20 protein-coding genes are annotated in these 26,167 nt (G+C 67.5%); 12 read left to right on the top strand and 8 right to left on the bottom strand.

Going from position 1 to position 26,167, the window contains the following annotated elements; genetic code table 11:
* Positions 1–8 precede the first annotated feature (8 nt).
* The 3 genes from CTP10_RS02715 to CTP10_RS02705 are packed head-to-tail and all read left to right on the top strand — an operon-like array spanning position 9 to position 7,986.
* Complete coding sequence (locus tag CTP10_RS02715) at positions 9–3,161, top strand: MdtB/MuxB family multidrug efflux RND transporter permease subunit (protein WP_116317212.1); 3,153 nt, start codon at positions 9–11, stop codon at positions 3,159–3,161.
* On the top strand, positions 3,158–6,469 hold the full coding sequence (locus tag CTP10_RS02710) for an efflux RND transporter permease subunit (protein ID WP_116317211.1): 3,312 nt from the start codon (positions 3,158–3,160) through the stop codon (positions 6,467–6,469). The genes CTP10_RS02715 and CTP10_RS02710 overlap by 4 nt, the downstream gene beginning before the upstream one ends.
* A gap of 17 nt (positions 6,470–6,486) precedes the next feature.
* Complete coding sequence (locus CTP10_RS02705) at positions 6,487–7,986, top strand: efflux transporter outer membrane subunit (protein WP_199414496.1); 1,500 nt, start codon at positions 6,487–6,489, stop codon at positions 7,984–7,986.
* Here CTP10_RS02705 and CTP10_RS02700 read toward each other — a convergent pair.
* Complete coding sequence (locus tag CTP10_RS02700) at positions 7,983–8,885, bottom strand: LysR family transcriptional regulator (protein ID WP_029048134.1); 903 nt, start codon at positions 8,883–8,885, stop codon at positions 7,983–7,985. The genes CTP10_RS02705 and CTP10_RS02700 overlap by 4 nt on opposite strands.
* Before the next feature lie 111 nt (positions 8,886–8,996).
* On the opposite strand from CTP10_RS02700, the gene CTP10_RS02695 reads away from it, so the two are divergent.
* The 7 genes from CTP10_RS02695 (at position 8,997) to CTP10_RS02665 (ending at position 15,597) form a co-directional block, all read left to right on the top strand.
* On the top strand, positions 8,997–9,449 hold the full coding sequence (locus tag CTP10_RS02695) for a PACE efflux transporter (RefSeq protein WP_116317210.1): 453 nt from the start codon (positions 8,997–8,999) through the stop codon (positions 9,447–9,449).
* Positions 9,450–9,585: 136 nt separating this feature from the next.
* Positions 9,586–10,842 carry a flavin-dependent oxidoreductase gene (locus tag CTP10_RS02690; protein WP_116317209.1) on the top strand — a complete coding sequence of 419 codons (1,257 nt, stop codon included), beginning with the start codon at positions 9,586–9,588 and terminating at the stop codon, positions 10,840–10,842.
* Between the two features lie 50 nt (positions 10,843–10,892).
* Positions 10,893–12,044: an ABC transporter substrate-binding protein gene (locus tag CTP10_RS02685; RefSeq protein ID WP_116317208.1), complete on the top strand. Its 1,152-nt coding sequence runs from the start codon at positions 10,893–10,895 to the stop codon at positions 12,042–12,044.
* Positions 12,041–12,625, top strand: coding sequence for a MarR family winged helix-turn-helix transcriptional regulator (locus tag CTP10_RS02680; protein ID WP_116317207.1), 585 nt, complete (start codon positions 12,041–12,043; stop codon positions 12,623–12,625). The genes CTP10_RS02685 and CTP10_RS02680 overlap by 4 nt, the downstream gene beginning before the upstream one ends.
* 44 nt (positions 12,626–12,669) lie before the next feature.
* Complete coding sequence (dacB, locus tag CTP10_RS02675; RefSeq protein WP_116317206.1) at positions 12,670–14,268, top strand: D-alanyl-D-alanine carboxypeptidase/D-alanyl-D-alanine endopeptidase; 1,599 nt, start codon at positions 12,670–12,672, stop codon at positions 14,266–14,268.
* A gap of 190 nt (positions 14,269–14,458) precedes the next feature.
* Positions 14,459–15,277, top strand: coding sequence for an AzlC family ABC transporter permease (locus tag CTP10_RS02670; protein ID WP_116317205.1), 819 nt, complete (start codon positions 14,459–14,461; stop codon positions 15,275–15,277).
* Positions 15,274–15,597, top strand: a complete 324-nt coding sequence (locus tag CTP10_RS02665) for an AzlD domain-containing protein (RefSeq protein WP_116317204.1) — start codon at positions 15,274–15,276, stop codon at positions 15,595–15,597. Before CTP10_RS02670 ends, CTP10_RS02665 begins: the two co-directional genes overlap by 4 nt.
* 37 nt (positions 15,598–15,634) lie before the next feature.
* On the opposite strand, the gene CTP10_RS02660 is transcribed toward CTP10_RS02665, so the two are convergent.
* The 7 genes from CTP10_RS02660 to CTP10_RS02630 all read right to left on the bottom strand — a co-directional run bounded on the left by CTP10_RS02660 (position 15,635) and on the right by CTP10_RS02630 (position 23,339).
* Complete coding sequence (locus CTP10_RS02660; protein WP_116317203.1) at positions 15,635–16,624, bottom strand: L-threonylcarbamoyladenylate synthase; 990 nt, start codon at positions 16,622–16,624, stop codon at positions 15,635–15,637.
* A 57-nt stretch (positions 16,625–16,681) separates the two neighbouring features.
* Positions 16,682–17,926, bottom strand: coding sequence for a 5-(carboxyamino)imidazole ribonucleotide synthase (locus CTP10_RS02655; RefSeq protein WP_116317202.1), 1,245 nt, complete (start codon positions 17,924–17,926; stop codon positions 16,682–16,684).
* 41 nt (positions 17,927–17,967) lie between these two features.
* Positions 17,968–18,465: a 5-(carboxyamino)imidazole ribonucleotide mutase gene (gene purE / locus CTP10_RS02650; RefSeq protein ID WP_116317201.1), complete on the bottom strand. Its 498-nt coding sequence runs from the start codon at positions 18,463–18,465 to the stop codon at positions 17,968–17,970.
* A gap of 53 nt (positions 18,466–18,518) precedes the next feature.
* Positions 18,519–19,427: a phosphoribosylaminoimidazolesuccinocarboxamide synthase gene (locus CTP10_RS02645; protein WP_116317200.1), complete on the bottom strand. Its 909-nt coding sequence runs from the start codon at positions 19,425–19,427 to the stop codon at positions 18,519–18,521.
* Positions 19,428–19,531: 104 nt separating this feature from the next.
* Complete coding sequence (gene fba, locus CTP10_RS02640) at positions 19,532–20,596, bottom strand: class II fructose-bisphosphate aldolase (protein WP_116317199.1); 1,065 nt, start codon at positions 20,594–20,596, stop codon at positions 19,532–19,534.
* Positions 20,597–20,646: 50 nt separating this feature from the next.
* Positions 20,647–22,083: a pyruvate kinase gene (gene pyk, locus CTP10_RS02635; protein ID WP_116317198.1), complete on the bottom strand. Its 1,437-nt coding sequence runs from the start codon at positions 22,081–22,083 to the stop codon at positions 20,647–20,649.
* 59 nt (positions 22,084–22,142) lie between these two features.
* Positions 22,143–23,339: a phosphoglycerate kinase gene (locus CTP10_RS02630; protein ID WP_116317197.1), complete on the bottom strand. Its 1,197-nt coding sequence runs from the start codon at positions 23,337–23,339 to the stop codon at positions 22,143–22,145.
* A gap of 366 nt (positions 23,340–23,705) precedes the next feature.
* Here CTP10_RS02630 and CTP10_RS02625 point away from each other — a divergent pair, with 366 nt between their 5' ends.
* Both CTP10_RS02625 and CTP10_RS02620 read left to right on the top strand, forming a co-directional pair.
* Positions 23,706–24,812, top strand: a complete 1,107-nt coding sequence (locus tag CTP10_RS02625; protein ID WP_116317196.1) for a helix-turn-helix transcriptional regulator — start codon at positions 23,706–23,708, stop codon at positions 24,810–24,812.
* 104 nt (positions 24,813–24,916) lie between these two features.
* Positions 24,917–26,056, top strand: a complete 1,140-nt coding sequence (locus tag CTP10_RS02620; protein WP_116317195.1) for a helix-turn-helix transcriptional regulator — start codon at positions 24,917–24,919, stop codon at positions 26,054–26,056.
* Positions 26,057–26,167 lie beyond the last annotated feature (111 nt).

The following is a 26,167-nucleotide window of genomic DNA, read 5'->3' as shown; positions in this document are numbered from 1 at the left end:
GACCACGCATGAACCCCTCACGCCTCTTCATCGAGCGCCCGGTCGCCACGGCGCTGCTGATGCTGGCCATCCTGCTCTCAGGGCTGGTGGCCTACCGGCTGCTGCCGCTGTCGGCGCTGCCGGAGGTCGACTATCCGACCATCCAGGTCACCACGCTCTACCCCGGCGCGAGCCCCGACGTGATGACCTCGTCGGTGACGGCACCGCTGGAACGCCAGTTCGGCCAGATGCCGGGCCTGAAACAGATGTCGTCGTCCTCGTCGGGCGGCGCCTCGGTGATCACGCTGCAGTTCGAGCTGACGCTGCCGCTGGACGTGGCCGAGCAGGAGGTGCAGGCCGCCATCAACGCCGGCAGCAACCTGCTGCCGTCCGACCTGCCGATGCCGCCGGTCTACAGCAAGGTCAACCCGGCCGACGCGCCGATCATGACCATCGCCATGACCTCCGACACCATGCCGCTGCCCAAGCTGCAGGACATGGTGGATACGCGCGTGGCGCAGAAGATCTCGCAGATCCAGGGCGTGGGCCTGGTCACCATCAGCGGCGGGCAGCGCCCCGCCGTACGCATCCAGGCCAATCCGGCCGCGCTGGCGTCGCTCGGCATGTCGATCGACGACCTGCGCACCGCGATCGGCTCGGCCAACGTCAACGGCGCCAAGGGCAGCTTCGACGGCCCGCAGCGCGCCTCGACCATCGATGCCAACGACCAGCTGCGCTCCGCCGACGAATACCGCCAGATCATCCTGGGCTACAGGAACGGCGCACCGATCCGCATCACCGACGTGGCGGAGATCGTCGACGGCCCCGAGAACAGCCGCCTGGCCGCGTGGGCCAACGACAAGCCCGCGATCGTGCTGAACATCCAGCGCCAGCCCGGCGCGAACGTGATCGAGGTGGTCGACCGCATCAAGACCCTGCTGCCGCAGCTGCAGAACGCGCTGCCGGCGTCGGTCCACGTGCAGCTGCTGACCGACCGTACCACCACCATTCGCGCCTCGGTCGAGGACGTGCAGTTCGAGCTGCTGCTGGCGATCGCGCTGGTGGTGCTGGTGATCTTCCTGTTCCTGCGCAATATCCCCGCCACCATCATCCCCGGCGTTGCGGTGCCGCTGTCGCTGGTGGGCACCTTCGGCGTGATGTACCTGGCCGGCTTCTCGATCAACAACCTGACGCTGATGGCGCTGACCATTGCCACCGGCTTCGTGGTCGATGATGCGATCGTGATGATCGAGAACATCATGCGTTACATCGAGAAGGGCGATTCGCCGATGCAGGCCGCGCTCAAAGGCTCGAAGCAAATTGGCTTCACCATCATCTCGCTGACCTTCTCGCTGGTGGCGGTGCTGATCCCGCTGCTGTTCATGGGCGACGTGGTCGGCCGGCTGTTCCGCGAATTCGCGATCACGCTGGCGGTGTCGATCCTGATCTCGGCGGTGGTCTCGCTGACGCTCACGCCAATGATGTGCGCGCGCCTGCTGCACCATGTGCCGGAAGAAAAGCTGTCGCGCTTTCACCGTGCCACGGGCCGCTTCTTCGACAACGTGATCGAGCGTTACGGCCGCGGGCTGGAGTGGGTGCTCGATCGCCAGAAGGCAACGCTGGTCGTGGCAGTGGCTACGCTGGTGCTGACCGTTCTGCTGTACCTGCTGGTGCCCAAGGGTTTCTTCCCGGTGCAGGACACCGGCGTGATCCAGGGCATTACCGAGGCCGCGCAGACCACCTCGTTCAGCGCCATGGCGCGCAAGCAGGAAGCGGTGGCCAAGGTGGTGATGCAGGATCCGGCGGTCGCAAGCCTGTCGTCGTTCATCGGCGTGGATGGCAGCAACACCACGCTCAACGCCGGGCGCATGCTGATCAACCTCAAGCCCAAGGGCGAGCGCGACCCGATCGACGTGGTCACGCAGCGCCTGCAGCAGTCGGTGCAGAACCTTGGCGGCGTGTCGCTGTTCACGCAGCCGGTGCAGGACCTGACCATCGAAGACAAGGTCTCGCGCACGCAGTACCAGTTCACGGTGGAGGACCCCGATCCCGAGACGCTGGCCACGTGGGTGCCGAAACTGGTGGAGCGCCTGCGCCAGGAGCCCGAGCTGCGCGACGTCACCAGCGACCAGCAGAACAACGGCCTGCGCGCCTATGTCGATATCGACCGCGACGCCGCGGCGCGCTTCGGCATCACCACCGCGGTGATCGACAGCGCGCTGTACAGCGCCTTCGGACAGCGGCTGGTGTCGACCATCTTCACGCAGTCGAGCCAGTACCGCGTGGTGCTGGAGACCATGCCGGAATTCCGCAAGAGCCCGCAGTCGCTGGCCGACCTGCGCCTGCCCTCCTCTTCCGGCGGACAGGTGCCGCTGGGCGCGTTCGCGCGCATCACGGAGCGCACCGGGCCGCTGGTGATCAACCATCAGGGCCAGTTCCCGGCGGCGACGATCTCTTTCAACCTGGCGCATGGCGAATCGCTCGGCGCCGCGGTCGACAAGATCACCAAGGTGGAACAGGAGCTGGGCCTGCCGATCTCGATGCAGACCAGCTTCCAGGGCGCGGCGCTGGCGTTCCGCGCGTCGCTGTCGAACACGCTGTGGCTGATCCTGGCCGCGGTGGTGACGATGTATATCGTGCTGGGCGTGCTGTATGAAAGCACCATCCACCCGGTCACGATCCTGTCGACGCTGCCGTCGGCCGGCGTGGGCGCGCTGCTGGCGCTGCTGGTGGCGGGGATGGACCTGGGCATCATCGCCATCATCGGCATCATCCTGCTGATCGGCATCGTCAAGAAGAACGCGATCATGATGATCGACTTCGCGCTCGAGGCCGAACGCGAAGGCGGCATGTCGCCGCGCGACGCGATCTTCCAGGCCTGCCTTCTGCGTTTCCGCCCGATCCTGATGACCACCATGGCGGCACTGCTGGCGGCGCTGCCGCTGATGCTGGGCTCCGGCATCGGCAGCGAACTGCGCCAGCCGCTGGGCGTGACCATGGTGGGCGGCCTGCTGGTCAGCCAAGTGCTGACGCTGTTCACCACGCCGGTGATCTACCTGGCGTTCGACCGCGTGGCCAGGCGCGTGAAGGGCTGGCGCAAGCGCCGCTTCGGTGATCCGGAGGAAGGCGGTACGGGCGAGGAGCCGCCGTATGAGCCCCCACGGGAGCCGACCCCGCGATGAATCTCTCGGCTGCCTTTATCCATCGCCCGGTCGCGACCGCGCTGCTGACCCTCGGCATTCTGCTGGCGGGGCTGGCGGCGCTGCGGCTGCTGCCGGTGTCGCCGCTGCCGCAGGTGGACTTCCCGACCATCTCGGTATCGGCGTCGCTGCCGGGCGCGAGCCCGGAAACGATGGCCGCCACCGTGGCGACGCCGCTGGAGCGCGCGCTCGGCACCATCGCCGGCGTGACGGAAATCACCTCCAGCAGCTCGCTCGGCTCCACCCGCGTGACGCTGCAGTTCGACCTGTCGCGCAATATCGACGGCGCCGCGCGCGACGTGCAGGCGGCGATCAATGCCTCGCGGGCGACGCTGCCAACCAGCCTGCCCAACAACCCGACCTACCGCAAGGTGAACCCGGCCGACGCGCCGATCATGATCATCGCGCTGACGTCGCCGACCATGACGCGCGGCCAGCTCTACGACGCGGCGTCGACCATCCTGGCGCAGAAGCTGTCGCAGGTGGACGGCGTGGGCCAGGTGACCATCGGTGGCGCGTCGTTGCCGGCGGTGCGGGTGGAACTGAATCCCACCGCCCTGAACAACTACGGCATCTCGCTGGATGACGTGCGCAACACCATCAGCGCGACCAACGCCAACCGCCCGCTGGGCACGCTGGAGAACGCCAGCAACAACTGGCAGGTCTACGCCAATGACCAGGCGATGAAGGCGGAAGACTACATGCCGCTGATCATCCGCTACGCCACGCCGGGCACGTACTCGTCGGCGTCGGCGGGCGCGCTGATCGCCAGCACCGCCAATGCCACGGCCAGCGGCGGCGTCAGCACCAAGGTGGTCAACGGCGTCACCGTGACCACGCTCACCACCAGCAGTGGCACCACCACCATCACCAGCGGCGCCACCGGCGGCAACAGCGCCACCAGCGGCCCGAATTCGTTCGCGGTGCCGGTGCGGCTGCGCGACGTGGCCAATGTGGTCGACTCGGTGCAGGACATCCGCAATGCGGGCTCGGCCAACGGCAAGCCGTCGGTGCTGCTGGTGCTGAACCGCTCGCCTGGCGCCAACATCATCGAGACGGTGGACCGCGTCAACGAGATGCTGCCGAACCTGCAGAAGATGATCCCGGCGGCGATCTCGATGGACGTGATGATGGACCGCACGCCCACCATCCGCGCCTCGCTGCGCGAGGTCGAGCACACGCTGATGATCGCGGTGGCGCTGGTGATCATGGTGGTGTTCGTGTTCCTGCGCAATGTGCGCGCCACGCTGATCCCCAGCGTGGCCGTGCCGGTCTCGCTGATCGGCACCTTCACGGTGATGTACCTGGCCGGGTTCTCGTTGAACAACCTGTCGCTGATGGCGCTGACGATCGCCACCGGTTTCGTGGTCGACGATGCCATCGTGGTGCTGGAAAACATCTCGCGCCATATCGAGGAAGGCATGAAGCCGCTGGCCGCCGCGCTGCGCGGCGCGCGCGAGGTGGGCTTCACGGTGCTGTCGATGAGCCTGTCGCTGATCGCGGTATTTATCCCGCTCCTGATGATGGGCGGCATCGTCGGTCGGCTGTTCCAGGAGTTTGCGATCACGCTCTCGGTGGCGATCCTGGTGTCGCTGGTGGTGTCGCTGACCACCACGCCGATGATGTGCGCGCGCATGCTGCGCCCTGTGGAACCGGAGCAGCAGGGGCGTTTCTTCCGTGCCACCGAGCGCATGTTCCAGTGGCTGCATGACGGCTACGCGCGCTCGCTGTCGACCGCGCTGCGCTTCAGCCCGCTGGTGTGGCTGGTGCTGATCGCCACCATCGCGCTCAACGTGTGGCTGTACGTGATCGTGCCGAAGGGCTTTTTCCCGCAGCAGGACACGGGCCGGCTGATCGGCTTTATCCGCGCCGACCAGGCCACCTCGTTCCAGGCCATGCGCGGCAAGCTCGACAACTTCATCACGATCGTGCGCTCGGATCCGGCAGTGGAGAACGTGACCGGCTTTACCGGCGGCTCGCAGCGCAATACCGGGCAGATGTTCGTCACGCTCAAGCCGCTGTCCGAGCGCAAGGAATCCGCCGATGCGATCATCGCGCGGCTGCGCGGCAAGCTGGCCAAGGAGCCGGGCGCCAGCCTGTTCCTGCAACCGGTGCAGGACATCCGCATCGGCGGGCGGCAGAGCAGTTCGCAGTACCAGTTCACGCTGCAGTCCGACGACCTCGAAGTGCTGCGCACGTGGGAGCCCAAGGTGCGCGCGGCGCTGTCCAACCTGAAGGGGCTGGAGGACATCGACACCGATACCAACGACAAGGGCCTGCAGACCTCGGTGATCATCGACCGCGATGCGGCGTCACGCCTGGGCGTGACCGCGCAGCAGGTGGATGCGGTGCTGAACAACGCGTTCGGCCAGCGGCTGGTGTCGACCATCTACCATCCGCTCAACCAGTACCGCGTGGTGATGGAGCTGAGCCCCGAGTACCTGCAGGGCCCGAACGCGCTCAAGGACATCTACGTCGTCACCGGCAATGGCAACCGTGTGCCGTTGTCCGCGTTCTCGCGCGTGGTGCCGACCAGCACGCCGCTGGGCGTGAACCACCAGGGCCAGTTTGCCGCGTCGACGATCTCGTTCAACCTCGCCGAGGGTACCTCGCTGTCGCAGGCGACGGATGCGATCAACCGCGAGATGGCGCGCATCGGCGTGCCCGAGACGCTGCGCGCCAACTTCCAGGGCGGCGCCAAGGCGTTCCAGGATTCGCTCAAGAGCCAGCCGATCCTGATCCTGGCGGCGCTGATCACGATCTACATCGTGCTCGGCGTGCTGTACGAGAGCTACGTGCACCCGCTGACGATCCTGTCGACGCTGCCGTCGGCCGGCGTGGGCGCGCTGCTGGCGCTGCTGGCATCGAAGACCGACTTCAGCATCATCGCGCTGATCGGCGTGATCCTGCTGATCGGCATCGTGAAGAAGAACGCGATCATGATGATCGACTTCGCCATCGACGCCGAGCGCCGCGAAGGGCTGTCGCCGCGCGATGCCATCTACCGCGCCTGCCTGCTGCGCTTCCGCCCGATCCTGATGACCACCATGGCCGCGCTGCTGGGCGCGGTGCCGCTGGCGATCGGCCGCGGCGACGGTGCCGAGCTGCGCGCGCCGCTGGGCATCTCCATTGTCGGCGGCCTGGTGGTGAGCCAGCTGCTGACGCTGTACACCACGCCGGTGGTCTACCTGACGCTGGACCGCTGGCGCCTGAAGGTCAAGGCCTGGCGCCAGCGCCGCCGCGGCCATAGCGGCGATAGCGGCACGCCTGACCATCCGGCCGCCGTCTGAATTTGCAGAGATTCCTCATGACTGTGTTTAACCCTGTGTTTAACCTTGTGTTTCGCCCTGCGTTTAGCCGATTCCTGACCCATGCCCTGCCGCTGCCGCTGGCGTGCGCGCTGCTGCTGGCCGGCTGCGCGGTCGGCCCTGACTACAAGCGCCCCGATGCGCCGGTGCCGGAAGCTTTCAAGGAAGCCGCCGATGCCACGACCGATGCGAATGCCTGGCGCGGCGACTGGAAAACCGCCGAGCCGCAGGATGCCGTCGCGCGTGCCGACTGGTGGACGGTCTTCGGCGACCCGCAGCTCGATGCGCTGATGTCGGAAGTGCAGATTTCCAACCAGAACATCAAGGCGGCGGAAGCGCAGTATCGCCAGGCCGTGGCCGCGCTGCAGGCGGCTCGTGCCGGCTTCTTCCCGACCGTCGATGCGCAGGCCGGCGCTTCGCGCGCACGCGGCGCCAGCGGCAATACGCTCAACGGGCAGAGCGTGACGCTGGGCGCAACCTGGGAGATCGATGTGTGGGGCCGCGTGCGGCGCCAGGTGGAAAGCAGCGAAGCCAGCGCGCAGGCGAGCCAGGCCGACCTGGCCTCGACACTGCTGTCGACGCAGGCAACGCTGGCGCAGAGCTTCTTCCTGCTGCGCGTGGCCGATGCGCAGAAGGCGTTGCTCGACCGCACCGTCGCCGACTACCAGAAGTCGCTGCAGCTGGTGCAGAACCAGTACGCCGCCGGCACCGCGCAACGCTCCGACGTGCTGCAGTCAGAGACCCAGCTCAAGAGCGCGCAGGCGCAGCAGATCGACATCCAGATCACGCGCGCGCAGCTGGAGCATGCCATCGCCGTGCTGGTCGGCAAGCCGCCCGCGGCGCTGTCGCTGGCCGCGGACGATTTCCGCAAGGCACCGCCGCTCGTGCCGGGCGCGGTGCCTTCGGAACTGCTGGAGCGCCGGCCCGACATCGGGGCGGCCGAGCGCCGCATGGCGTCCGCCAATGCGCAGATCGGCGTGGCGCAGGCCGCGTATTACCCGACGCTGTCGCTGTCGGCCAGCGGCGGGCTGACCGCCAGCACGCTGGCGCGCTGGATGTCGCTGCCGGACCGCATCTGGTCGATCGGGGGCGGACTGGCCGGCACGCTGTTCGATGGCGGCCTGCGCAGCGCGGCCAAGGCGCAGGCCGTGGCCGCGTATGACCAGACCGTGGCCAACTACCGCCAGACCGTGCTGTCGGCGTTCCAGGAAGTCGAGGACAACCTCGCCGCGCAACGGCTGCTGGAGCAGGAAGCGGTGGTGCAGAACGACGCGCTGCGCTCCGCGCGCGAGGCGCTGGCGCTGGTCAACAACCGCTACCGCGCCGGCACCGCGGGCCTGCTCGACGTGCTGACGGCGCAGACGGCTGCCTACACCGCCGAGCGCACCGCGCTGTCGATCGCCGGGCGCCAGTACACGGCGGCAGTGGTGCTGATCAAGGCCCTGGGCGGCAACTGGCATCCGCAACCGGTGAACGGCGCGACAGTCAGCCAGCGCTAGGCGCCGCGCTGCGGCGCGTTCGGCAACGGCTGCGCGCAGATGCGTTCGCGCAGCCAGGTGGCGGCCTTGCCCAGCGGCCGCTGCTTGTGCCACACCAGTTCCATCGCCACCGGCCAGTCCTGCTGCTGGAACGCCAGCGGCGGCGACACCAGTTGCGCCGCCGCCGGCGAGTTGGCCACCACGTGCCACGGCACGAAAGCCCAGCCGAGCCCGCGCTTGACCAGCTCGACGATGACCCACTGGCTCTCCACCCACCACACATCCGCCGCCACGCGCAGGCGCATCTTCTCTTCGCTGTCGGTACGCGTCGCGACCATCAGCTGGCGGTAGCGTTTCAGCTCTTCCCAGTCCACGCGCTGCGACGCGAGCGGATGGTCGGGCGCGCAAAGGATCTGCATCGGCATCCAGCCCAGTGCATGGAAGCCCAGCTCGGGCGGCAGCACCTCCTGCCGCCACATGATGCCGAGATCGGCGCCACCCTCCAGCACCAGCCGGCTGACGTCCTCCATCAGCGGGAACAGCACTTCCAGCTCGACCGCCGGAAACCGGCCGGAGAACGCTTCGAGCAGCTGTCCCAGCGTTTCTTCCGGATAGAGCTCGTCGACGGCGAGCACCAGCCGTGTCTCCACGCCCTCGCCCAGGCTCTTGGCGACGCCACGGAAGTGCTCGCAGCGCTCCAGGATCACGCGTGCCTCTGCCAGCAGCCGCTCGCCGGCCGGGGTCAGCACGGGATAGCGGCCGGTGCGGTCGAACAGCGCGTTGCCGACGTCGATTTCCAGATTCGACACGGCGGCGCTGACCACTGACTGGGCCTTGCCGAGCCGGCGCGCCGCGGCGGAGAACGAGCCGGCCTCTGCGGCGGCGACAAAGGCCTGGAGTTGGTCCAAGGAGAGACTCATACGACGCCCCTGCGAGTGATCTATCGGATTTGACGATAGTATCCAACTTGGCAATCCCAGCAAAGCAGATAGACTTGGCCCGACTGAATTGTTGCTCCGCAGGAGGAAACCATGCGTACTACCCGGGACCGGATCCGCCACGCCGTTGGCTTCGAGCTCGTCGGCTTGCTGATCTTCGCGCCACTGGCCAGCTGGGCCTTTGGCTACAAGCTGCACGAGATGGGCCTGATCGGCGCGGTCGCGTCGCTGATCGCGACCGGCTGGAACTACCTGTACAACCTGCTGTTCGACAAGGCCATGCTGCGCATCACCGGGCAGGTGCGCAAATCGGTCAAGGTGCGGGTGCTGCACGCGATCCTGTTCGAACTGGGCCTGCTGGTGGTGTTCCTGCCGGCCCTGGCGTGGTACCTGAATATCAGCCTGGTCGATGCCCTGATCATGGATATCGCCGTGGCCGTCTTCTACATGGTCTACGCGCTGGTGTACAACTGGCTGTACGACATCATCTTCCCGGTGCCGTCGCTGAAGCATGCCGCCAGGCCCGACGGCGCGGCGGCCGGCTGAGGCCGGGTTTTACCTGACCCCGGACAGGCCACTCCGGGGTGTATCCCCACCTTGCCGCGCGGACGCGAATTGTTATACTCGATAACAAAATTCGACGACCGGGCGCGTCGCTGCGCGCCGCAAGCGGGGAGACAACATGAAGATCGCAATCGCCGGCGGCGGCATCGGCGGGCTGACGCTGGCGCTGCTGTGCCACCGCCACGGCATCGACGCCGAAGTCTGGGAAGCCAGCGAATCGCTGCGCCCGCTGGGCGTGGGCATCAACCTGCTGCCGCACGCGGTACGCATCCTGTCCGAGCTCGGTTTGCGCGACGCGCTGGCCGGGATCGCGATCGAGACCTCGTCGCTCTCCTACTACAACAAGCTGGGCCAGCGTATCTGGCATGAGCCGCGCGGGCTCGCGGCGGGCTACGACTGGCCGCAGTTCTCGATCCATCGCGGCGAGTTCCAGATGCTGCTGCATCGCACCGTGGTCGAGCGGCTGGGTGCCGATGCGGTCCACACAGGACATGCGTTCGAGACCGTGCTCGATACCGGCGCGCGCGGGCCTGTGCGTTTCGGCCTGCGCCGCCGCGGCGACGGTGCCGAGGTGGAAGCCAGCGCCGACGTGCTGGTCGGCGCCGACGGCATCCACTCCGCGGTGCGCCAGCACTTCTATCCCACCGGCGACGCGCCGCGCTTCTCGCGCCGCATGCTGTGGCGCGCGGTCACCGAGGCGCCGCCCTACCTCGACGGGCGCTCGATGTTCATGGCCGGGCACCAGAACCAGAAGTTCGTCGCCTACCCCATCTCCGAGCCGCTGCGCCGGCAGGGCCGCTCGCTGGTCAACTGGATCGCCGAGCTGCGCGTGCCCGACAGCGTGTCTGACACACCGCCGCGCAGCGACTGGAACAAGCAGGTCGACAAGTCGGTGTTCCTGGCGCAGTTTGCCGGCTGGCAATGGGACTGGATCGACATCCCCGCGCTGATCGACGGTGCCGGGGCGATCTACGAATTCCCGATGGTCGACAAGGACCCTCTGCCGCGCTGGACCTTCGACCGCGTCACGCTGCTCGGCGATGCCGCGCACCCGATGTACCCGATCGGCTCGAATGGCAGCGCGCAGGCGATCCTGGATGCGCGCTACCTGCTCGACAGCCTGCTTGGCACGCGGGACACCCCTTACGCGCTGCGCGAATACGAGGCGGAGCGCCTGCCGCGCACTGCTGGTATCGTGCTGCGCAACCGCATGAACGGGCCCGAGCAGGTGATGCAACTGGCAGAGGAACGCGCGCCGCAGGGGTTCCGCGATATCGAACAGGTGATTCCGCGCGCCGAGCTGGAGGCGATTTCGCTGCGGTATAAGCAACTGGCGGGGTTCGACCGGCAGTCGATGCAGGGCGGCGGGCGATAGCACCGCGATCCGCCAGATCCAACCAAAAAAAACCATCAAGAGGAGACAACATGGCGCCCCTGGACCCAACCCGGCTCACCCGCCTGGCGCTGGCCGCCGCCCTCGCCTTCACCGCCAGCGTCGCGCTGGCGGACATCACCGTCGGCGTCAGCCTGTCGACCACCGGCCCGTCCGCCTCGCTCGGCATCCCGCAGAAAAACTCGATGCCCTACCTGCCGCAGAAGATCGGCGGCGAGGCGGTGCGCTACATCGTGCTGGATGACGCCTCCGATCCCACCCAGGGCGCCAGGGTGGCGCGCCGCTTCGTCTCCGAAGACAAGGTCGACATCATTCTCGGCTCGTCAGCGGTCGCGCCTTCGATTGCCATCGCCGAGGTGGCCGAGGAAAGCCAGACCGTCCAGCTCGCCTTCTCGCCGATCGAGCTCAAGCCCGGCCGCGGCGGCTGGACCTTCCGGCTGGCGCAGCCGGTGCGGCTGATGGCCAACGCCGTCGCCGCCACCGCCAAGACCAAGGGCGTCAAGACCATCGGCTTCATCGGCTTTGCCGACGCGTACGGTGAAACCTGGCTGAAGGATTTCACCGCCGCCGCCACCGCCAACGGCCTGCGCCTGATCGCCACCGAGCGCTATGGCCGCGCCGATACCAGCGTGACCGCGCAGGCCATCAAGCTGATCGCCGCCAAACCCGACGCCATCCTGATCGCCGGCGCCGGCACCGGTGCTGCGCTGCCGCACACCACGCTGCGCGAGCGGGGCTACGGCGGCGCCATCTACCAGACCCACGGCGCCGCCACCAAAGACCTGATCCGCATCGGCGGACGCCTGGTCAATGGCGCGATCCTGCCGGCGGGGCCGGTGATCGTGCCGGAGCAGCTGCCAGCCGGCGACCCGGTACGCAAGCCGGGACTCGACTACGTCACCCGCTACGAGAAGCAATACGGCGCCGAGTCGCGCACGCAGTTCGGCGCGCATGCCTACGATGCCGGGCTGGTGCTGGAGCGGATCGTGCCGGTGGCGCTGAAAAACGCCAAACCCGGGACGCCGGCCTTCCGCCAGGCGCTGCGCCAGGCGCTGGAGACCGAAAAGGACATCGTGGTGTCGCACGGCGTGCTCAACTACAGTGGGCAAGACCACTATGGCTTTGACCAGCGCGGCCGCGTTATGCTGACGATCGACAACGGCAACTGGAAACTACTGCAATGATCCCCGACGCATCCGGTGCATCTGGCGCACCCGCCGCGGCAGGCAAGACTGGCAGCACGCACACCGCCAGCGCGCGGCGCAAACCGCGCGAACCGCTTGCGCCGGATCCGGCGGTGGCCGACAGCGGCTTCGATCCGCATGTGCCCAATGTCGACTATGGCGTGCTCGACAGCCTGATCGGCTACGCCATCCGCCGCGCGCAGATCCGCATCTACGAGGATTTCGTACTGTCTTTGTCGCAGTGGCAGATCACCCCGCCGCGCTTCTCGGCGCTGGTGATCATCTCGCGCAACCCGCACCTGAAGCTGACCGAGCTGGCGCGCATCCTGGGCATCGCGCGCTCGGGCGCGGTGCTGCTGGTCGATGCGCTGGAAGAGATGAACCTGGTCGCGCGCCGCCCGGCGCCGGGCGATCGCCGCGCCTACAGCCTGGTGCTGACCCCGTCGGGACGCAAGACGCTGGACGCGGCCACGCGCGCGGTGGTCGAGCATGACGCGCATGTGGGCAGCGCGCTGTCCGATAGCGATCAAGCCACGCTGAAATCGCTGCTGTCCCGGCTGGCGCCGCCGCGCGCGGACTGAGCGCCACGCCGCTGTCATCCGGCAAGCGCCAGCCATGCGTTAACATGGCCGCCATGCCAAGAACAACCGCCACGCGAACCGCATCGCGACCCGGCGCGCTGCTGCGCCGCCTGTCGCCTCTTCTTGCCGCCGCCTTGCTGATGGCCGGTGGGCCGGTCATCGCCCCGGCGCTGGCCAAGCCGCCAGCCAAGGTACAGAAATCCCAGAAGGTCCAGAAAGCCGGCAAGGCAGCCAGAGCCACGCCGTCCGCCGATCCGACCCTGGTGCAGGCCGGCGTACCGGCGCAGGTGGCCACGGCCCTGCGCCGCGCCGGCGTGCCGGCCTCGGCCGCCAGCTTCTACGTCATCAAGCTGGGCGCTCCAAGTGCGCGCGCCAGCTGGAATGCGCAGCAGCCGATGAACCCGGCCTCGACCATGAAGCTGGTCACAACCTTCGCCGGCCTGCAGCTGCTCGGCGCCGACTACCGCTGGCAGACCGCGCTCTACGCCGACGCGCAGCCCGGCTTCGACGGCACCGTCAATGGCAATGTCTACCTGCGCGGCCGCGGCGATCCCAAGCTGGTGCCGGAGGAGATGGCCAAGCTGGTGGCCAGCGCCCGCGCCGGCGGCGCCGCCACGATCAACGGCGACCTGGTGCTGGACCGCAGTTACTTTGCCGATGGGCTCAACGGCAACGGCACTATCGATGGCGAAGCGCAGCGCGCCTACAACGTCGGCCCCGATGCCCTGCTCTATGCCTTCAAGACGCTGTCGTTCACGCTGACGCCGGATCCCGTCACGCAGACCGTGGCGGTCAGCGTCACGCCGGAGCTGGCGCAACTCAAGCTCGACAACCAGCTGACGCTGACCAACGGCCGCTGCGGCGACTGGCAGAGCCGCGCCACCCCCAGCGTGCAGCCACAGGCCGACGGCACCGTGCTGGCATCGTTCGCCGGCGACTATTCGAGCGACTGCGGCGAGCACGTGCTCAATATCGCCACGCTGTCACACGCGGATTTCACCTGGGGCGGCTTTGTCGCCGAATGGCAGCGCGCCGGCGGGCGCTTCACCCACCTGCCGGCGCTGCGCAGCGGCAAGGTGCCGCGCGGCGCGGTGCTGCTGGCGCGCCACTATGGCCTGCCGCTGTCCGACATCGTGCGCGACATCAACAAGTTCTCCAACAACGTGATGGCACGCCAGCTGTTCCTGACCATCGGCGCCGAGCTGGACCGCGGCGGCCCGGCCAGCCCCGAGCGTTCGATCCGCGTGGTGCGGCGCTGGCTGACAAAGCAGGGGCTGGACATGCCCGGGCTGGTGCTGGATAACGGCTCCGGCCTGTCGCGCGAGGAACGCATCAGCGCCTACGACATGGCGCGCCTGCTGCAGCAGGCCGCGGCCAGCAACGTCGGCCCGGTGCTGGTCGATTCGCTGCCGGTGCTGGGCGTCGACGGCACGCTGCGCAACCGGCTGACCCGCGCCAATGCGGCCGGCAGCGGCTACCTCAAGACCGGCACGCTGGCCGATGTGCGTGCGCTGGCAGGCTATGTCGATGCCGAGGATGGCAGCCGTTATGTGGTGGTGAGCATGATCAACCACCCCAGCGCCTCGCAGGCGCAGGAGGCGCACGACGCGCTGATGCAGTGGGTGTATCGCGGCGCGCCCTGAGATTTGCGCCGGCGTTGACGGCAGGCCACCCGTGCGTGGCCTGCCGCCAACGCCGGGCGCCAATTTGTTAAGTGCCCACTTACCAGGGCGCGTTCCGACCCTATAATGCCAGGGTGCCGGCCGCGTCCTGCGGCGGCAGCTTTCCGGGCCGGCCCTCGGCGCCGGACCTGCATTGCCCCTTTCCTCTGACATGACTTCCCGACAACCCTCGGTGTGGTTGCGCTTCTGGCATCGCTTCGCACCCGCCGAACGCGACGGCTTCATGGCCGGCGTGCGCCGCTTTGCCCCATCCCTTCCCGCGGTATTTTCCTGGGGGCTGGTGACCGGCGTGGCGATGAGCAAATCGGTGCTGACCGTGCCCGAAGCCATCGGCATGTCGCTGCTGGCCTATGCCGGCTCCGCGCAGCTGGCGGTGCTGCCGCTGTTCGCGGCCGGACTGCCGCTGTGGACGATCTGGCTGACCGCGGCCATGGTCAACCTGCGCTTCGTCATCTTCAGCGCCGCCATGCAGCCGCACTTCAGCTACCTGACGCTGGCGCGGCGCACGGTGCTGGGGTTCTTCAACGGCGACCTGCATTTCGTCTACTTCATGCAGAAGTATTCGACGCCGGGCTATGAGCCCGGCAAGGAAGGCTACTTCTGGGGCATGGCGCTGACCAACTTCGCGATGTGGCAGGTATCGTCGATCCTGGGCATCGTGCTGGCGAGCCTGTTCCCGGACAGCTGGGGGCTGGGCCTGGCGGGCACGATGGCGCTGATCCCGGTAATGATCGCCACCATCAATTCGCGCTCGACACTGATGGCGGTGGTGATTTCGGCGGTAATGGCGTTGTTGTGCTTTGACTTGCCGTACCGGCTTGGGCTCGTGGTGGCGGTGGTCGGTGCGATTGCCGCGGGCATGGCCAGTGACGAGTTGGCGGCGCGGGCTGCGCTGCGGGGCATTCGTCGGCGGCGCAAGTCCGCGCCGATTGGCAATGCGGCTGATGCGCCGCCGGGAGACCGCGCATGAGCCATTCGGATATCTGGATCGCGCTGGTCGGCATGGCCGTGGTCACGGTGCTGACGCGCGCGTTCTTCCTGATGGCTGGCGAGCACGTCTCGGTGCCTGACCGCATCCAGCGGGCGCTGCGTTATGCGCCCGCAGCGGCGCTGGCGGCGATCATCCTGCCGGACCTGATGACGTGGCAGGGGCATTTCACCGTGGCGCTGTCGAACTACAAGCTGGTAGCGGGCGTGGTGGCCACCGCGTTCTACCTGCTGACGCGGCGGATGGTGGGGATGATTGCGGTGGGGATGGCGGTCTATACGGCGTTGCGGTTGTTGGGGTGAGGGCTAGCGCGTCTGGAAGTGCTCGCCCGAATCCGCTTCAGCCCCCGAACGCCGCCGCCGCGCGCTCCAGCCGGTCCCGCACTCCAGCCCAATCCTGCCCTTCAGGCAACGTCTCGAACACCAGTTGCGAATAGCCCTGCTTGTCGAGCTTGCGCAATAACCGGTACAGCTCCCGCGCATACGCAGCAGCATCCGCCGGCGCCTGCACCCAGGTGCAGCGCTGGTCCGCCAGCGGCGCGCGTCCTACCCAGGCCACGCGCGCATCGCCGGGCAGCGCGACAAGCCGCGCGGCAGCCGCCTGCGCATCCGCCAGCAACAAGGGCGTGTGCGGCGCGTAATGGGCCTTCAGCGTGCCTGACGCGCGCGGCGCGGCGGCATCGGGGGGCAGGGGCGCTTCGCCCAGTACCTGGGCCAGCATCCCGACCGTGACGGCACCGGGACGCAACAAGACCGGCCCGACGCCAGCGTCCAGGCGCGACAGGTCGACAATGGTCGATTCAATCCCGACCTCGACCCCATCGCCTTCCAGCACATAAACCGCATCGCCAAATTCATCCCGCACATGCTGCGCGGTAGTAGGGCTGACCTGCCCGAACTTGTTGGCCGAAGGCGCCGCAACTCCGCCGCGGCCGCGCTTGAAGCGCGCCAGCAGCGCCTGCGCCACCGGATGCGACGGGCAACGCAAGCCGATGCTGTCCTGCCCCCCCGCCACCGCGGCATCGATATGCGAAGCGCGCTTCAGAATCAGCGTCAGCGGCCCTGGCCAGAACGCATGGATCAGCTTCTGCGCGGCTTCCGGAACCTCGTCGGTCCAGTAGCTGATATCGGCGCCGTCGACCACATGCACGATCACCGGATGGTTGGACGGCCGTCCCTTCAGCGCGAAGATACGGCCGACCGCCTCGGGATTCTCGGCGTCGGCACCCAGCCCGTAGACCGTCTCGGTCGGGAAAGCGACCAGTTGCCCCGCCTCAAGCAGGCGGACGGCTTCATCGAGTTCAGCAGCCGTTGGCGTGCGCGGCGACATCGTGTTCCTTGCGTCGAATCAGTGCGGGATATCGGAGCGGGATATCAGAGCGGGAAATCAGGGCAGGATATGCAGCGCCTGCGCGGCCGCGGCAAAGGCAGCGCCGGCCGCCTCGGCATGCTCGCCGATGCAGTTGACGTGCCCCATCTTGCGCGACGGGCGCGCATCGCTCTTGCCGTACAAATGTAGCTTGGCGCCGGGCTGCGCCACCACCTCGTCCCAGGCCGGGGTACGTTCCAGCCCGAACTCGAACCACACATCGCCCAGCAGGTTCAGCATCTTGCCGGCCGAATGCTGGCGCGTGCTGCCCAGCGGCAGGCGGGCCATGGCGCGCACCTGCTGCTCGAACTGGCTGGTCTCGCACGCGTCCATGGTGATGTGGCCCGAGTTGTGCGGGCGCGGCGCCATTTCGTTGGCGACCAGCGAACCGTCGGTCAGCACGAAAAACTCGATGCACAGCACGCCGACATAGCCCATTTCCGTGGCGATGGCGGCAGCCGCGGCGCGGGCGCGGTCGGCGATGTCGGGCGAGACGCTGGTCGACGGCATTTCCGTCGAGAACAGGATGCCGTCGCGGTGCACGTTCTCGGCCAGCGGCCAGGTCGCGGTGGAGCCGTCCGCGGCGCGCGCGGCCAGCACCGAGACTTCATAGGCCAGCGGCAGCATCTGTTCCAGCACGCACGGCACGTGCTGCATCGCCTTCCATGCGGCGCGCACGTCGTCGCGCGTCTTCACGCGGGCCTGGCCCTTGCCGTCATAGCCCATGCGCGCAGTCTTGAGGATGCCGGGCAGCACGAGGTCGGGCAGCTGGTCGACGTCGGCGTCGTGCTGGATCACCCAGTGCGGGGCCGTGGGCACGCCGGTGCGCTCGGCGCAGGCGGCGAAGAACTTCTTCTCGCCGATGCGGTTCTGCGCGATCGACACGCAGTAGCCGCGCGGCGCGACAAACGAACCCAGTTGCTCCAGGCGGTCCAGCGACAGCGACGGCACGTTCTCGAACTCGGTGCTCACCGCCTGGCACAGCTTGGCCATCTCGGCCAGCGCGGCCTCGTCGGTGTACTGGGCGCAGATATGCTTGTCGGCCACCACGCCCGCCGGGCTGTCCTGGTCGGGATCGAGCACGCACACGCGATAGCCCATCGCCTGCGCCGCATGCGTGAACATGCGGCCGAGCTGGCCGCCGCCCAGCATGCCCAGCCACGCGCCGGGCAGGATGGGCGCGTCGGGACGGTCGACGCCGAACTCGGCGCGCGATTCCGGCGTGTGGGCTTCGGAGAGGTAGGGATGGATATCGGTCGGCATTGCTTGGTTCCGTGTGGGTCCGGAGGATTACAGCGGCAGCATTACAGCGGCAAAGTCATGGCGCGCGCGGCTTCGGTCTGCCTGGCGCGGAAGGCTTCCAGCGCAGTGGCCAGCGCGTCGTCGGTGGTGGCCAGCGTGGCGATGGCATGCAGCGCGGCATTGGCGGCGCCCGCTTCACCGATGGCGAAGGTGGCGACCGGCACGCCCTTGGGCATCTGCACGATCGACAGCAGCGAGTCTTCGCCGCGCAGGTACTTCGACGGCACGGGCACGCCGAACACCGGCACGATGGTCTTGGCCGCGATCATGCCCGGCAGGTGCGCGGCACCGCCGGCGCCGGCGATGATGGCGCGGATGCCGCGGCTGCGCGCGGTCTCGGCATAGCGGAACATGTCGTCGGCCATGCGGTGCGCGGACACCACCTGGGCTTCGAACGGCACGCCGAAATCCTTCAGCATGGCCACCGCGTGCTGCATCACGTCCCAGTCGGAACTGCTGCCCATCACGACGCCGACCAGCGGCTTGTCTTGCTTGCTCACTTTATCTGTTCCTTCGATGGTCGTTCCCGCACGCGCGGGAACGACGCCATGGCTTACTTCAGCTCTTCACCCGTCAGGCGCGTCAGCGCCTCACGATACTTCGCCGCCGTCTTTTCGATCACGTCATCCGGCAGTTGCGGCGCCGGGGCGGTCTTGGGCCACGGCTTGCCGTCGATGCGCACGGCTTCCAGCCAGTCGCGCACGAACTGCTTGTCGAACGACGGCGGGTTGGTGCCCACCTGGTACGAATCGGCCGGCCAGAAGCGCGAGGAGTCGGCGGTCAGCACTTCGTCCATCAGCGTCAGCACGCCGTTGTCGTCCAGGCCGAACTCGAACTTGGTGTCGGCGATGATGATGCCGCGGGTGGCGGCGAACTCGGCCGCTTCCTTGTACAGGCGGATCGAGATCTCGCGCATCTGGCGCGCCAGCGCGATGCCGATGCGGGCCTCGACCTCGGCGAACGAGATGTTCTCGTCGTGCTCGCCCATTTCTGCCTTGGCGGCCGGGGTGAAGATCGGCTCGGGCAGCTTCTGCGCATTCTGCAGGCCGGCGGGCAGCGTGATGCCGCACACCTTGCCGGTGGCCTGGTAGTCCTTCCAGCCGCTGCCGGCGAGGTAGCCGCGCACCACGGCTTCGACCAGGATCGGCTTCAGGCGCTTGACCACCACGGCGCGGCCCTTGACCTGCTCCACTTCCTCCGGCGCGACCACGGTTTCGGGCGCGATGCCGGTCTCATGGTTCGGCACAATGTGCGCCAGCTTCCTGAACCAGAAGTCGGCCATCTGGTTCAGCACGCGGCCCTTGTCGGGGATCGGCTCGCCCATGATGACGTCGAACGCCGACAGGCGGTCGGTGGTGACGATCAGCAACTTGTCATTGCCGACGGCGTAGTTGTCGCGCACCTTGCCGTGGCCCAGCAGCGGCAGCGAGTTGATGGAGGACTGGTAGAGAGCGTTGGACATGATGGTTCCGATAAAACGGCGAAGCCGCCGGGCGCAAAATGCGTGCCGCGGCGGCCGGAACTGCGATCCGCCTTCCACTTGCGCGGAAGGCGGACACGGGACAATTACTGCACGACCTGCGCCAGCTTGCCCGACTTGTACTGCTGCGCGACGTCGACCAGCGTGACCGGCTTGATCTTGCTGGCCTGGCCTTCGCAGCCGAAGGAAATGTAGCGCGCCTTGCACACTTGCTTGGCGGCTTCGCGGGCCGGCTTCAGGTATTCGCGCGGGTCGAACTTGCTCGGGTTCTCGACAAAGAAGCGACGAATCGCGCCGGTCATGGCCAGGCGGATGTCGGTATCGATGTTGATCTTGCGCACGCCGTACTTGATGGCTTCCTGGATTTCCTCGACCGGCACGCCGTAGGTTTCCTTCATGTCGCCGCCGAACTTGCGGATTTCTTCCAGCAGTTCTTGCGGAACGGCCGACGAGCCGTGCATCACCAGGTGGGTGTTGGGGATGCGGGCGTGGATTTCCTTGATGCGGCTGATCGCCAGGATGTCGCCGGTGGGCTTGCGGGTGAACTTGTAGGCGCCGTGCGAGGTGCCGATGGCGATGGCCAGCGCGTCCAGCTGGGTGGCCTTGACGAAGTCGGCGGCCTGCTCCGGATCGGTCAGCAGCATGGAGTGATCCAGCACGCCTTCGGCGCCGATGCCGTCTTCTTCGCCGGCTTCACCGGTTTCCAGCGAGCCCAGGCAGCCCAGTTCGCCTTCCACGGTCACGCCGACGGCGTGGGCCAGTTCCACCACCTTGCGGGTGACGTCGATGTTGTAGTCGTACTCGGCCGGGGTCTTGCCGTCTTCGCGCAGCGAACCGTCCATCATCACCGACGAGAAGCCCAGGTCGATCGCGCCCTGGCAGATCGCCGGCGACTGGCCGTGGTCCTGGTGCATCACCACCGGGATGTGCGGGTAGGCTTCGACCGCGGCTTCGATCAGGTGGCGCAGGAAATGCTCGCCGGCGTATTTGCGGGCACCGGCCGAGGCTTGCATGATCACCGGAGCGTTGACCTCGTCGGCCGCCTGCATGATGGCCTGCACTTGCTCGAGGTTGTTCACGTTGAAGGCCGGCAGGCCGTAGCTGTTCTCGGCTGCGTGGTCCAGCAGCTGGCGCATCGAAACGAGTGGCATGTCTAACTCCTAAATAAAAATGGGGTGTCTCTGTATTCTTCTGTCGGCGCTCAGTGCCCCACCCTGACGATCTTCAGGGTGTTGGTACCGCCCGGCTGCCCCATCGGTTCGCCGATGGTCAGCACGATGAAGTCGCCGCGCTGCACCACGCCCTGCGCCAGCAGCAGCTCTTCGGCCTGCTCCAGCGCGGTGTCGCGGTCGGCGCTGGACTGCAGCGGCAGCGGCACCACGTTGCGGTACAGCTGCATCTTGCGCTGCGAGGCCAGGTTGGGCGTCATGGCGTAGATCGGCACATGGATGCGGTGACGGCTCATCCACAGCGCGGTGGCGCCGGAATCGGTCAGCGCGGCAATCGCCTTCACCTGCAAATGATAGGCCGTGAACAGCGCACCCATCGCCACCGACTGATCAATGCGCGAGAACGTCTGATTCAGGAAGTCGGTGTCGAGCTGCACCACCTCGGACTTCTCGGCCTCGATGCAGACCGCGGCCATGGCCTCTACAGTCTCCACCGGGTAGCGCCCGGCCGCGGTCTCGGCCGACAGCATCACCGCGTCGGTACCGTCCAGCACGGCGTTGGCCACGTCCGACACCTCGGCGCGCGTCGGCACCGGGTTGACGATCATGCTTTCCATCATCTGCGTCGCGGTGATGGTGAGCTTGTTGGCTTCGCGCGCCAGCTTGATCATGCGCTTCTGCAGCGCGGGCACGGCGGCGTTGCCGACTTCCACGGCGAGGTCGCCACGCGCCACCATGATGCCGTCGGACGCCTGCAGGATTTCTTCCAGCACGCCCGGGTGGATGGCCTCGGCGCGCTCGATCTTGGCGATCATGCGGGCCTTGTGGCCATGCGGCTGGCCAGCCACGGCGGCCAGCTGGCGCGCCATTTCCATGTCGGTGGCGTTCTTGGGGAAGCTGACCGCGACATAGTCCGCGCCCAGGGCCATGGCGGTCTTGATGTCGTCCATGTCCTTGGCCGTCAGCGCCGGCGCCGACAGGCCGCCGCCCTGGCGGTTGATGCCCTTGTTGTTGGACAGGTCGCCGCCGATGCGCACGGTGGTGAAGATCTCGGTGCCCAGCACGCGGTCCACCACCAGCACGATCAGGCCGTCGTTGAGCAGCAGCAGGTCGCCGGGGCCGACGTCGCGCGGCAGGTCCTGGTAGTCCAGGCCAACGCGTTCTTCATTGCCGAGCTGACAGGCGGAATCGAGGACAAAGGGGGCGCCCGGCTTGAGCGTGACCTTGCCTTGCTCGAACTTGCCGACACGGATCTTGGGGCCCTGCAGGTCGGCCATGATGGCGACCTCGCGCCCGCACGACTGGGCGGCCTCGCGCACCAGGCGGGCGCGGTCGATATGGTCCTGCGCGCTGCCGTGCGAGAAATTCAGCCGCACCACGTCGACGCCCGCGGCAATCATGCGCGTCAGGATCTCCAGCGAGCTGGAAGCGGGGCCGATGGTGGCAACGATCTTGGTGGAACGGGTCATGCGCGGGTTTCCTTGGTGAAGGACGGGGGCCCGGCACGGCGCCAGGCCCGGCGGATGCTTCAGCCTGCTGCGCGCTGCTCCAGCACTTCAAAGGCGGGCAGCTTCTTGCCTTCCAGGAATTCCAGGAACGCGCCGCCGCCGGTGGAGATATAGCCCACGCGGTCGGCAATGCCGTACTTGGCGATGGCGGCCAGCGTGTCGCCGCCGCCCGCGATCGAGAACGCCCTGGAATCGGCGATGGCCTGCGCCAGCACCTTGGTGCCGTTGCCGAACTGGTCAAACTCGAACACGCCCACCGGGCCATTCCAGACGATGGTGCCGGCGGCCTTGAGCTGGTCGGCCAGCTGGGCAGCGGTCCTGGGACCGATGTCCAGGATCATGTCGTCGTCGGCCACGTCCTTGACGTCCTTGACGGTCGCCACGGCGGTGGCGCTGAACTCCTTGGCGCAGACCACGTCGACGGGGATGGGCACCGAGGCGCCGCGCCTGGCCATGATGTCGATGATGGTCTTGGCGTCGCCGACCAGGTCGGCTTCCGCGAGCGACTTGCCGATCTTCAGGCCGGCGGCCAGCATGAAGGTGTTGGCGATGCCGCCGCCGACGACCAGGTTGTCGACCTTGTCGGCCAGCGACTTCAGGATGGTCAGCTTGGTCGAGACCTTGGAGCCGGCCACGATCGCCACCAGCGGACGGGCCGGCTGGCCCAGCGCCTTGCCCAGCGCGTCGATCTCGGCGGCCAGCAGCGGGCCGGCGCAGGCGATCGGGGCGTACCTGGCGATGCCGTGGGTGGTCGCCTCGGCGCGGTGCGCGGTGCCGAAGGCATCGTTCACATACACGTCACAGAGCTTGGCCATCTTCTGGGCCAGCTCGTCGCTGTTCTTCTTCTCGCCCTTGTTCACGCGGCAGTTTTCCAGCAGCACCACCTGGCCGGGGGCGACTTCGACGCCGTCGACCCAGTTCTGCACCAGCTTGACCGGCTTGCCCAGCAGCTCGGACAGGCGCGTGGCGATCGGCGCCAGCGAGTCTGCCGGCTTGAACTCGCCTTCGGTCGGGCGGCCCAGGTGGGAGGTGACCATCACCGCGGCGCCGGCGGCCAGGCAGGCCTCGATCGCGGGCACCGAGGCGCGGATGCGGGTGTCCTCGGTGATATGGCCGGCGTCGTCCTGCGGCACGTTCAGGTCGGCGCGGATGAACACCCGCTTGCCGGAGATTTTGCCTTGGGAAATCAGATCGGAAAGACGCAGGACAGTGGTCATGACGGTGAAAGGCGCGAGATTTCGCTGAAAAATCGGGGAAACGGGGATTTTACCTGATCGCGGTCAACGCTTTGGCGATTCCGGGGTGCAACGGACTTACAATGTGCGGCAGCGAGCACAACGAGGCTTCACGCCGGCCGCATCATTCCTTGCCTCCCCACGAAAGAAGGGGCAAGGGGATGCCCCCCTGCCGCGCCGAGTGCGGTAATGTATGCAACGTCTGCTACAACAGACACGCACTGACAAAGAGCCGGGCAAGCAACGGCCAGAGAAGGCACCAGGCGGATAACAAGGCATGCCGGCGTGCGCATGGACGCACAGCCGGCGCCGCGCATTGTTTTGTCGCGAATGCAGGGGGGTAATCAGATGAAAGAAGCCGACATGCACGGAGCGATCCGTGGCTTGTACGAGGGCATTCTCGATCCCGGTGCGTGGCAGCAGAGCCTGCGCACCCTGACCGATATGGCCGGCTCGGCGCACGCCTCGATGATGGTCTGGGACACGGTACGCGACCAGGTCACCGTCAATGAAATCGTCAATCCGGTGGTCGAGCTGTTCACCGAGTACGAATCGGATTTCCAGGCCATCGACCCGGCCAAGCAGTTCGCCCCGCGGCTGCAGCCGGGCGCGTGGTACGTCGATGCGCGCGAGCTGGGCGAAGGCGCCATGGCGCGGCACCCGTTCTACCGCGACTTCTTCCACCGCTACGACCTGCGCTCCTACGTGGCGTGCCTGGTCGCGCGCCAGCCGCACTACGAAGTCTATTTCTCGATGCAGCGCGGGCGCACGCAGCCGCTGTTCTCGACCGACGACACCCGTGGCATGGACTGGATCATCCCGCATATGCGCAGCGCCATGGCCATGCGCGACCGCACGCTGGGGCTGACCGTGCTGGCGCGGCTGTCGTCGCAGCTGGTGGAGCGGCTCAATTTCGCGCTGCTGGTGTTTTCGCCGCAGCGCCAGGTGCTGCTGAGCAACCGCGCCGGCGAACGCTGGGTGCGACGCCTGGATCCGGCGGGCAAGGTCTCCGACTGGACCCTGTCGCGCCCGTTCGGCGAGATGCTGGCCGCGGCCTGCGACCCGCAGCGCGCGGTGGCCGCCCAGGCCGCGCGCGCCACCGACGGCAACGGCGCCAGCGCGCAGGTGATCGTGCTGCCGCTGCCGCCCTCGCACGCGTTCGCCGCACAGTGGCAGGAACCGGCGGCGCTGGTGGTGGTGCACGAGCACGACAGCGCGCCGCTGCTGCTGGCTCCCGTGCTGCGCGACCTGTACGGCCTGACGCCGGCGGAAACGCGGCTGGCCACCCATCTGGCCGGTGGCCAGGGCCTTCCCGAAGCCAGCCAGCAGCTGAATATCCGCCACGAAACGGCGCGCACGCAGCTCAAGGCCGTCTTCCACAAGACCGGCACCAACAGCCAGGCCCAGCTCACCCACCTGCTTTCGCGCCTGGGCGCGGCGCTGGAAGGGGCCTGAATTCCACCCTCGCGCGGTACGCCAGCCGGCAACCAACCGGCGGCTTCGGCACAGCCGCGCGAAGGAAGTACCAAAAGTACGAAAAAGAAGAAAGAAGAAAAACCATGAGCAACACGCCGATGCATGACACCATCCGCGCGCTGTACGAGGGGATCTTTGACGCCGATGCCTGGCGCCGCAGCCTGGGTGCGCTATGCCAGGCCAGCGACAGCTCGCATGCGCTGCTGCTGGTGCGCGATACGGTCCACGAACGCGTGCTGGTGAACCAGGTGGTCAATCCCGTGCCCGAAGCGGTGGCGGCCTACAGCGAATACTACGAAAGCATCGATCCGGGCCTGCCCTTCGCCCAGCGCATGTCGGTGGGCAACTGGTACATCGATTCGCGCGAGCTCGGCTCGCAGACGATGCGCCAGTCGCCGTTCTACGGCGACTTCCTGCACCAGTTCGAGCAATCGTCGGTGATGGCCTGCCTGATCGAGCGCAAGCCGCACTATGAAGTGTTCCTGTCGCTGCAGCGGCCGCTGGGTGGCAACCAGTACTCGCCCGAGGACGCGCGTGCGCTCGACTGGGCGATCCCGCATGTGCGCCATGCCATGGCGCTGCGCGACCGCACGCACCAGGTGTCGGCGCTGGCGCATGCGTCGAGCCAGTTGCTGGAGCGGCTGCCGTTTGGCGTGATCGTGCTGCGCGACGATGGCAAGACGCTGCTTGCCAACAGCACCGGGGAGGCCTGGGTGCGTCGGCTGCTGCCGGCCGTGTCGATCGAAACCAGCGCCGCGACGGTGTCGGCGGCGAGCGGGCGGGCTGATGAATGGCGGCTGTCGCGGCCATTTGCCGATGCGTTGAAGGCGGCGTGCGATCCGGGCAACCCGCAGCCGGCGCAGGCGCTGCGGGCGGTGGATAGTGGCGGGCGGCAGGCGCAGATCATCCTGTTGCCGTTGCCGCCGGCACATCAACTGTCGATGGATTGGCAGCGCCCCAGCGTACTGGTGGCGATCCATGAACCCGGCGTCGCGCCGATGACGTTGCCGGCGGTGCTGCGGGATTTGTATGGGCTGACGCCGGCGGAAACGCGGTTGGCGCTGCAGTTGTCAAGCGGGATGGGGTTGCCCGAGGCTTGCGAGCAGATTGGGATTCGGCGCGAGACCGGGAGGACGCAGTTGAAGGCTATTTTCAACAAGACTGCTACGGGCACGCAGGCGCAACTGGCGCATCTGCTGACGCGCCTGGGGGTGCGGGCTTAGTCAGGGTGCCCGCCGGTTTGCTTCCCTCTCCCGCGTGCCGGAGAGGGGCCGGGGGAGAGGGCAGGAGCCTCAACGAAGTAAAGCCCCCGATATGGCCGCAATCGATGCAGC

Source organism: Cupriavidus sp. P-10 (assembly GCF_003402535.2).
Classification (GTDB): domain Bacteria; phylum Pseudomonadota; class Gammaproteobacteria; order Burkholderiales; family Burkholderiaceae; genus Cupriavidus.
Note: the sequence above shows the minus strand (reverse complement) of the source record. Positions and strands in the feature narration are given on the sequence as shown.

Bases quoted from the DNA above. Each gene is read 5' to 3' on its own strand.
- CTP10_RS02710 (WP_116317211.1), top strand. From the start codon at position 3,158: ATGAATCTCTCGGCTGCCTTTATCCATCGCCCGGTCGCGACCGCGCTG.
- CTP10_RS02665 (WP_116317204.1), top strand. From the start codon at position 15,274: ATGAGCCATTCGGATATCTGGATCGCGCTGGTCGGCATGGCCGTGGTC.
- CTP10_RS02630 (WP_116317197.1), bottom strand. From the start codon at position 23,339: ATGACCACTGTCCTGCGTCTTTCCGATCTGATTTCCCAAGGCAAAATC.
- CTP10_RS02715 (WP_116317212.1), top strand. From the start codon at position 9: ATGAACCCCTCACGCCTCTTCATCGAGCGCCCGGTCGCCACGGCGCTG.
- CTP10_RS02625 (WP_116317196.1), top strand. From the start codon at position 23,706: ATGAAAGAAGCCGACATGCACGGAGCGATCCGTGGCTTGTACGAGGGC.
- CTP10_RS02700 (WP_029048134.1), bottom strand. From the start codon at position 8,885: ATGAGTCTCTCCTTGGACCAACTCCAGGCCTTTGTCGCCGCCGCAGAG.
- CTP10_RS02690 (WP_116317209.1), top strand. From the start codon at position 9,586: ATGAAGATCGCAATCGCCGGCGGCGGCATCGGCGGGCTGACGCTGGCG.
- CTP10_RS02660 (WP_116317203.1), bottom strand. From the start codon at position 16,624: ATGTCGCCGCGCACGCCAACGGCTGCTGAACTCGATGAAGCCGTCCGC.
- CTP10_RS02655 (WP_116317202.1), bottom strand. From the start codon at position 17,926: ATGCCGACCGATATCCATCCCTACCTCTCCGAAGCCCACACGCCGGAA.
- dacB (WP_116317206.1), top strand. From the start codon at position 12,670: ATGGCCGCCATGCCAAGAACAACCGCCACGCGAACCGCATCGCGACCC.
- CTP10_RS02620 (WP_116317195.1), top strand. From the start codon at position 24,917: ATGAGCAACACGCCGATGCATGACACCATCCGCGCGCTGTACGAGGGG.
- fba (WP_116317199.1), bottom strand. From the start codon at position 20,596: ATGCCACTCGTTTCGATGCGCCAGCTGCTGGACCACGCAGCCGAGAAC.
- pyk (WP_116317198.1), bottom strand. From the start codon at position 22,083: ATGACCCGTTCCACCAAGATCGTTGCCACCATCGGCCCCGCTTCCAGC.
- CTP10_RS02645 (WP_116317200.1), bottom strand. From the start codon at position 19,427: ATGTCCAACGCTCTCTACCAGTCCTCCATCAACTCGCTGCCGCTGCTG.
- CTP10_RS02705 (WP_199414496.1), top strand. From the start codon at position 6,487: ATGACTGTGTTTAACCCTGTGTTTAACCTTGTGTTTCGCCCTGCGTTT.
- CTP10_RS02695 (WP_116317210.1), top strand. From the start codon at position 8,997: ATGCGTACTACCCGGGACCGGATCCGCCACGCCGTTGGCTTCGAGCTC.
- CTP10_RS02685 (WP_116317208.1), top strand. From the start codon at position 10,893: ATGGCGCCCCTGGACCCAACCCGGCTCACCCGCCTGGCGCTGGCCGCC.
- CTP10_RS02670 (WP_116317205.1), top strand. From the start codon at position 14,459: ATGACTTCCCGACAACCCTCGGTGTGGTTGCGCTTCTGGCATCGCTTC.
- CTP10_RS02680 (WP_116317207.1), top strand. From the start codon at position 12,041: ATGATCCCCGACGCATCCGGTGCATCTGGCGCACCCGCCGCGGCAGGC.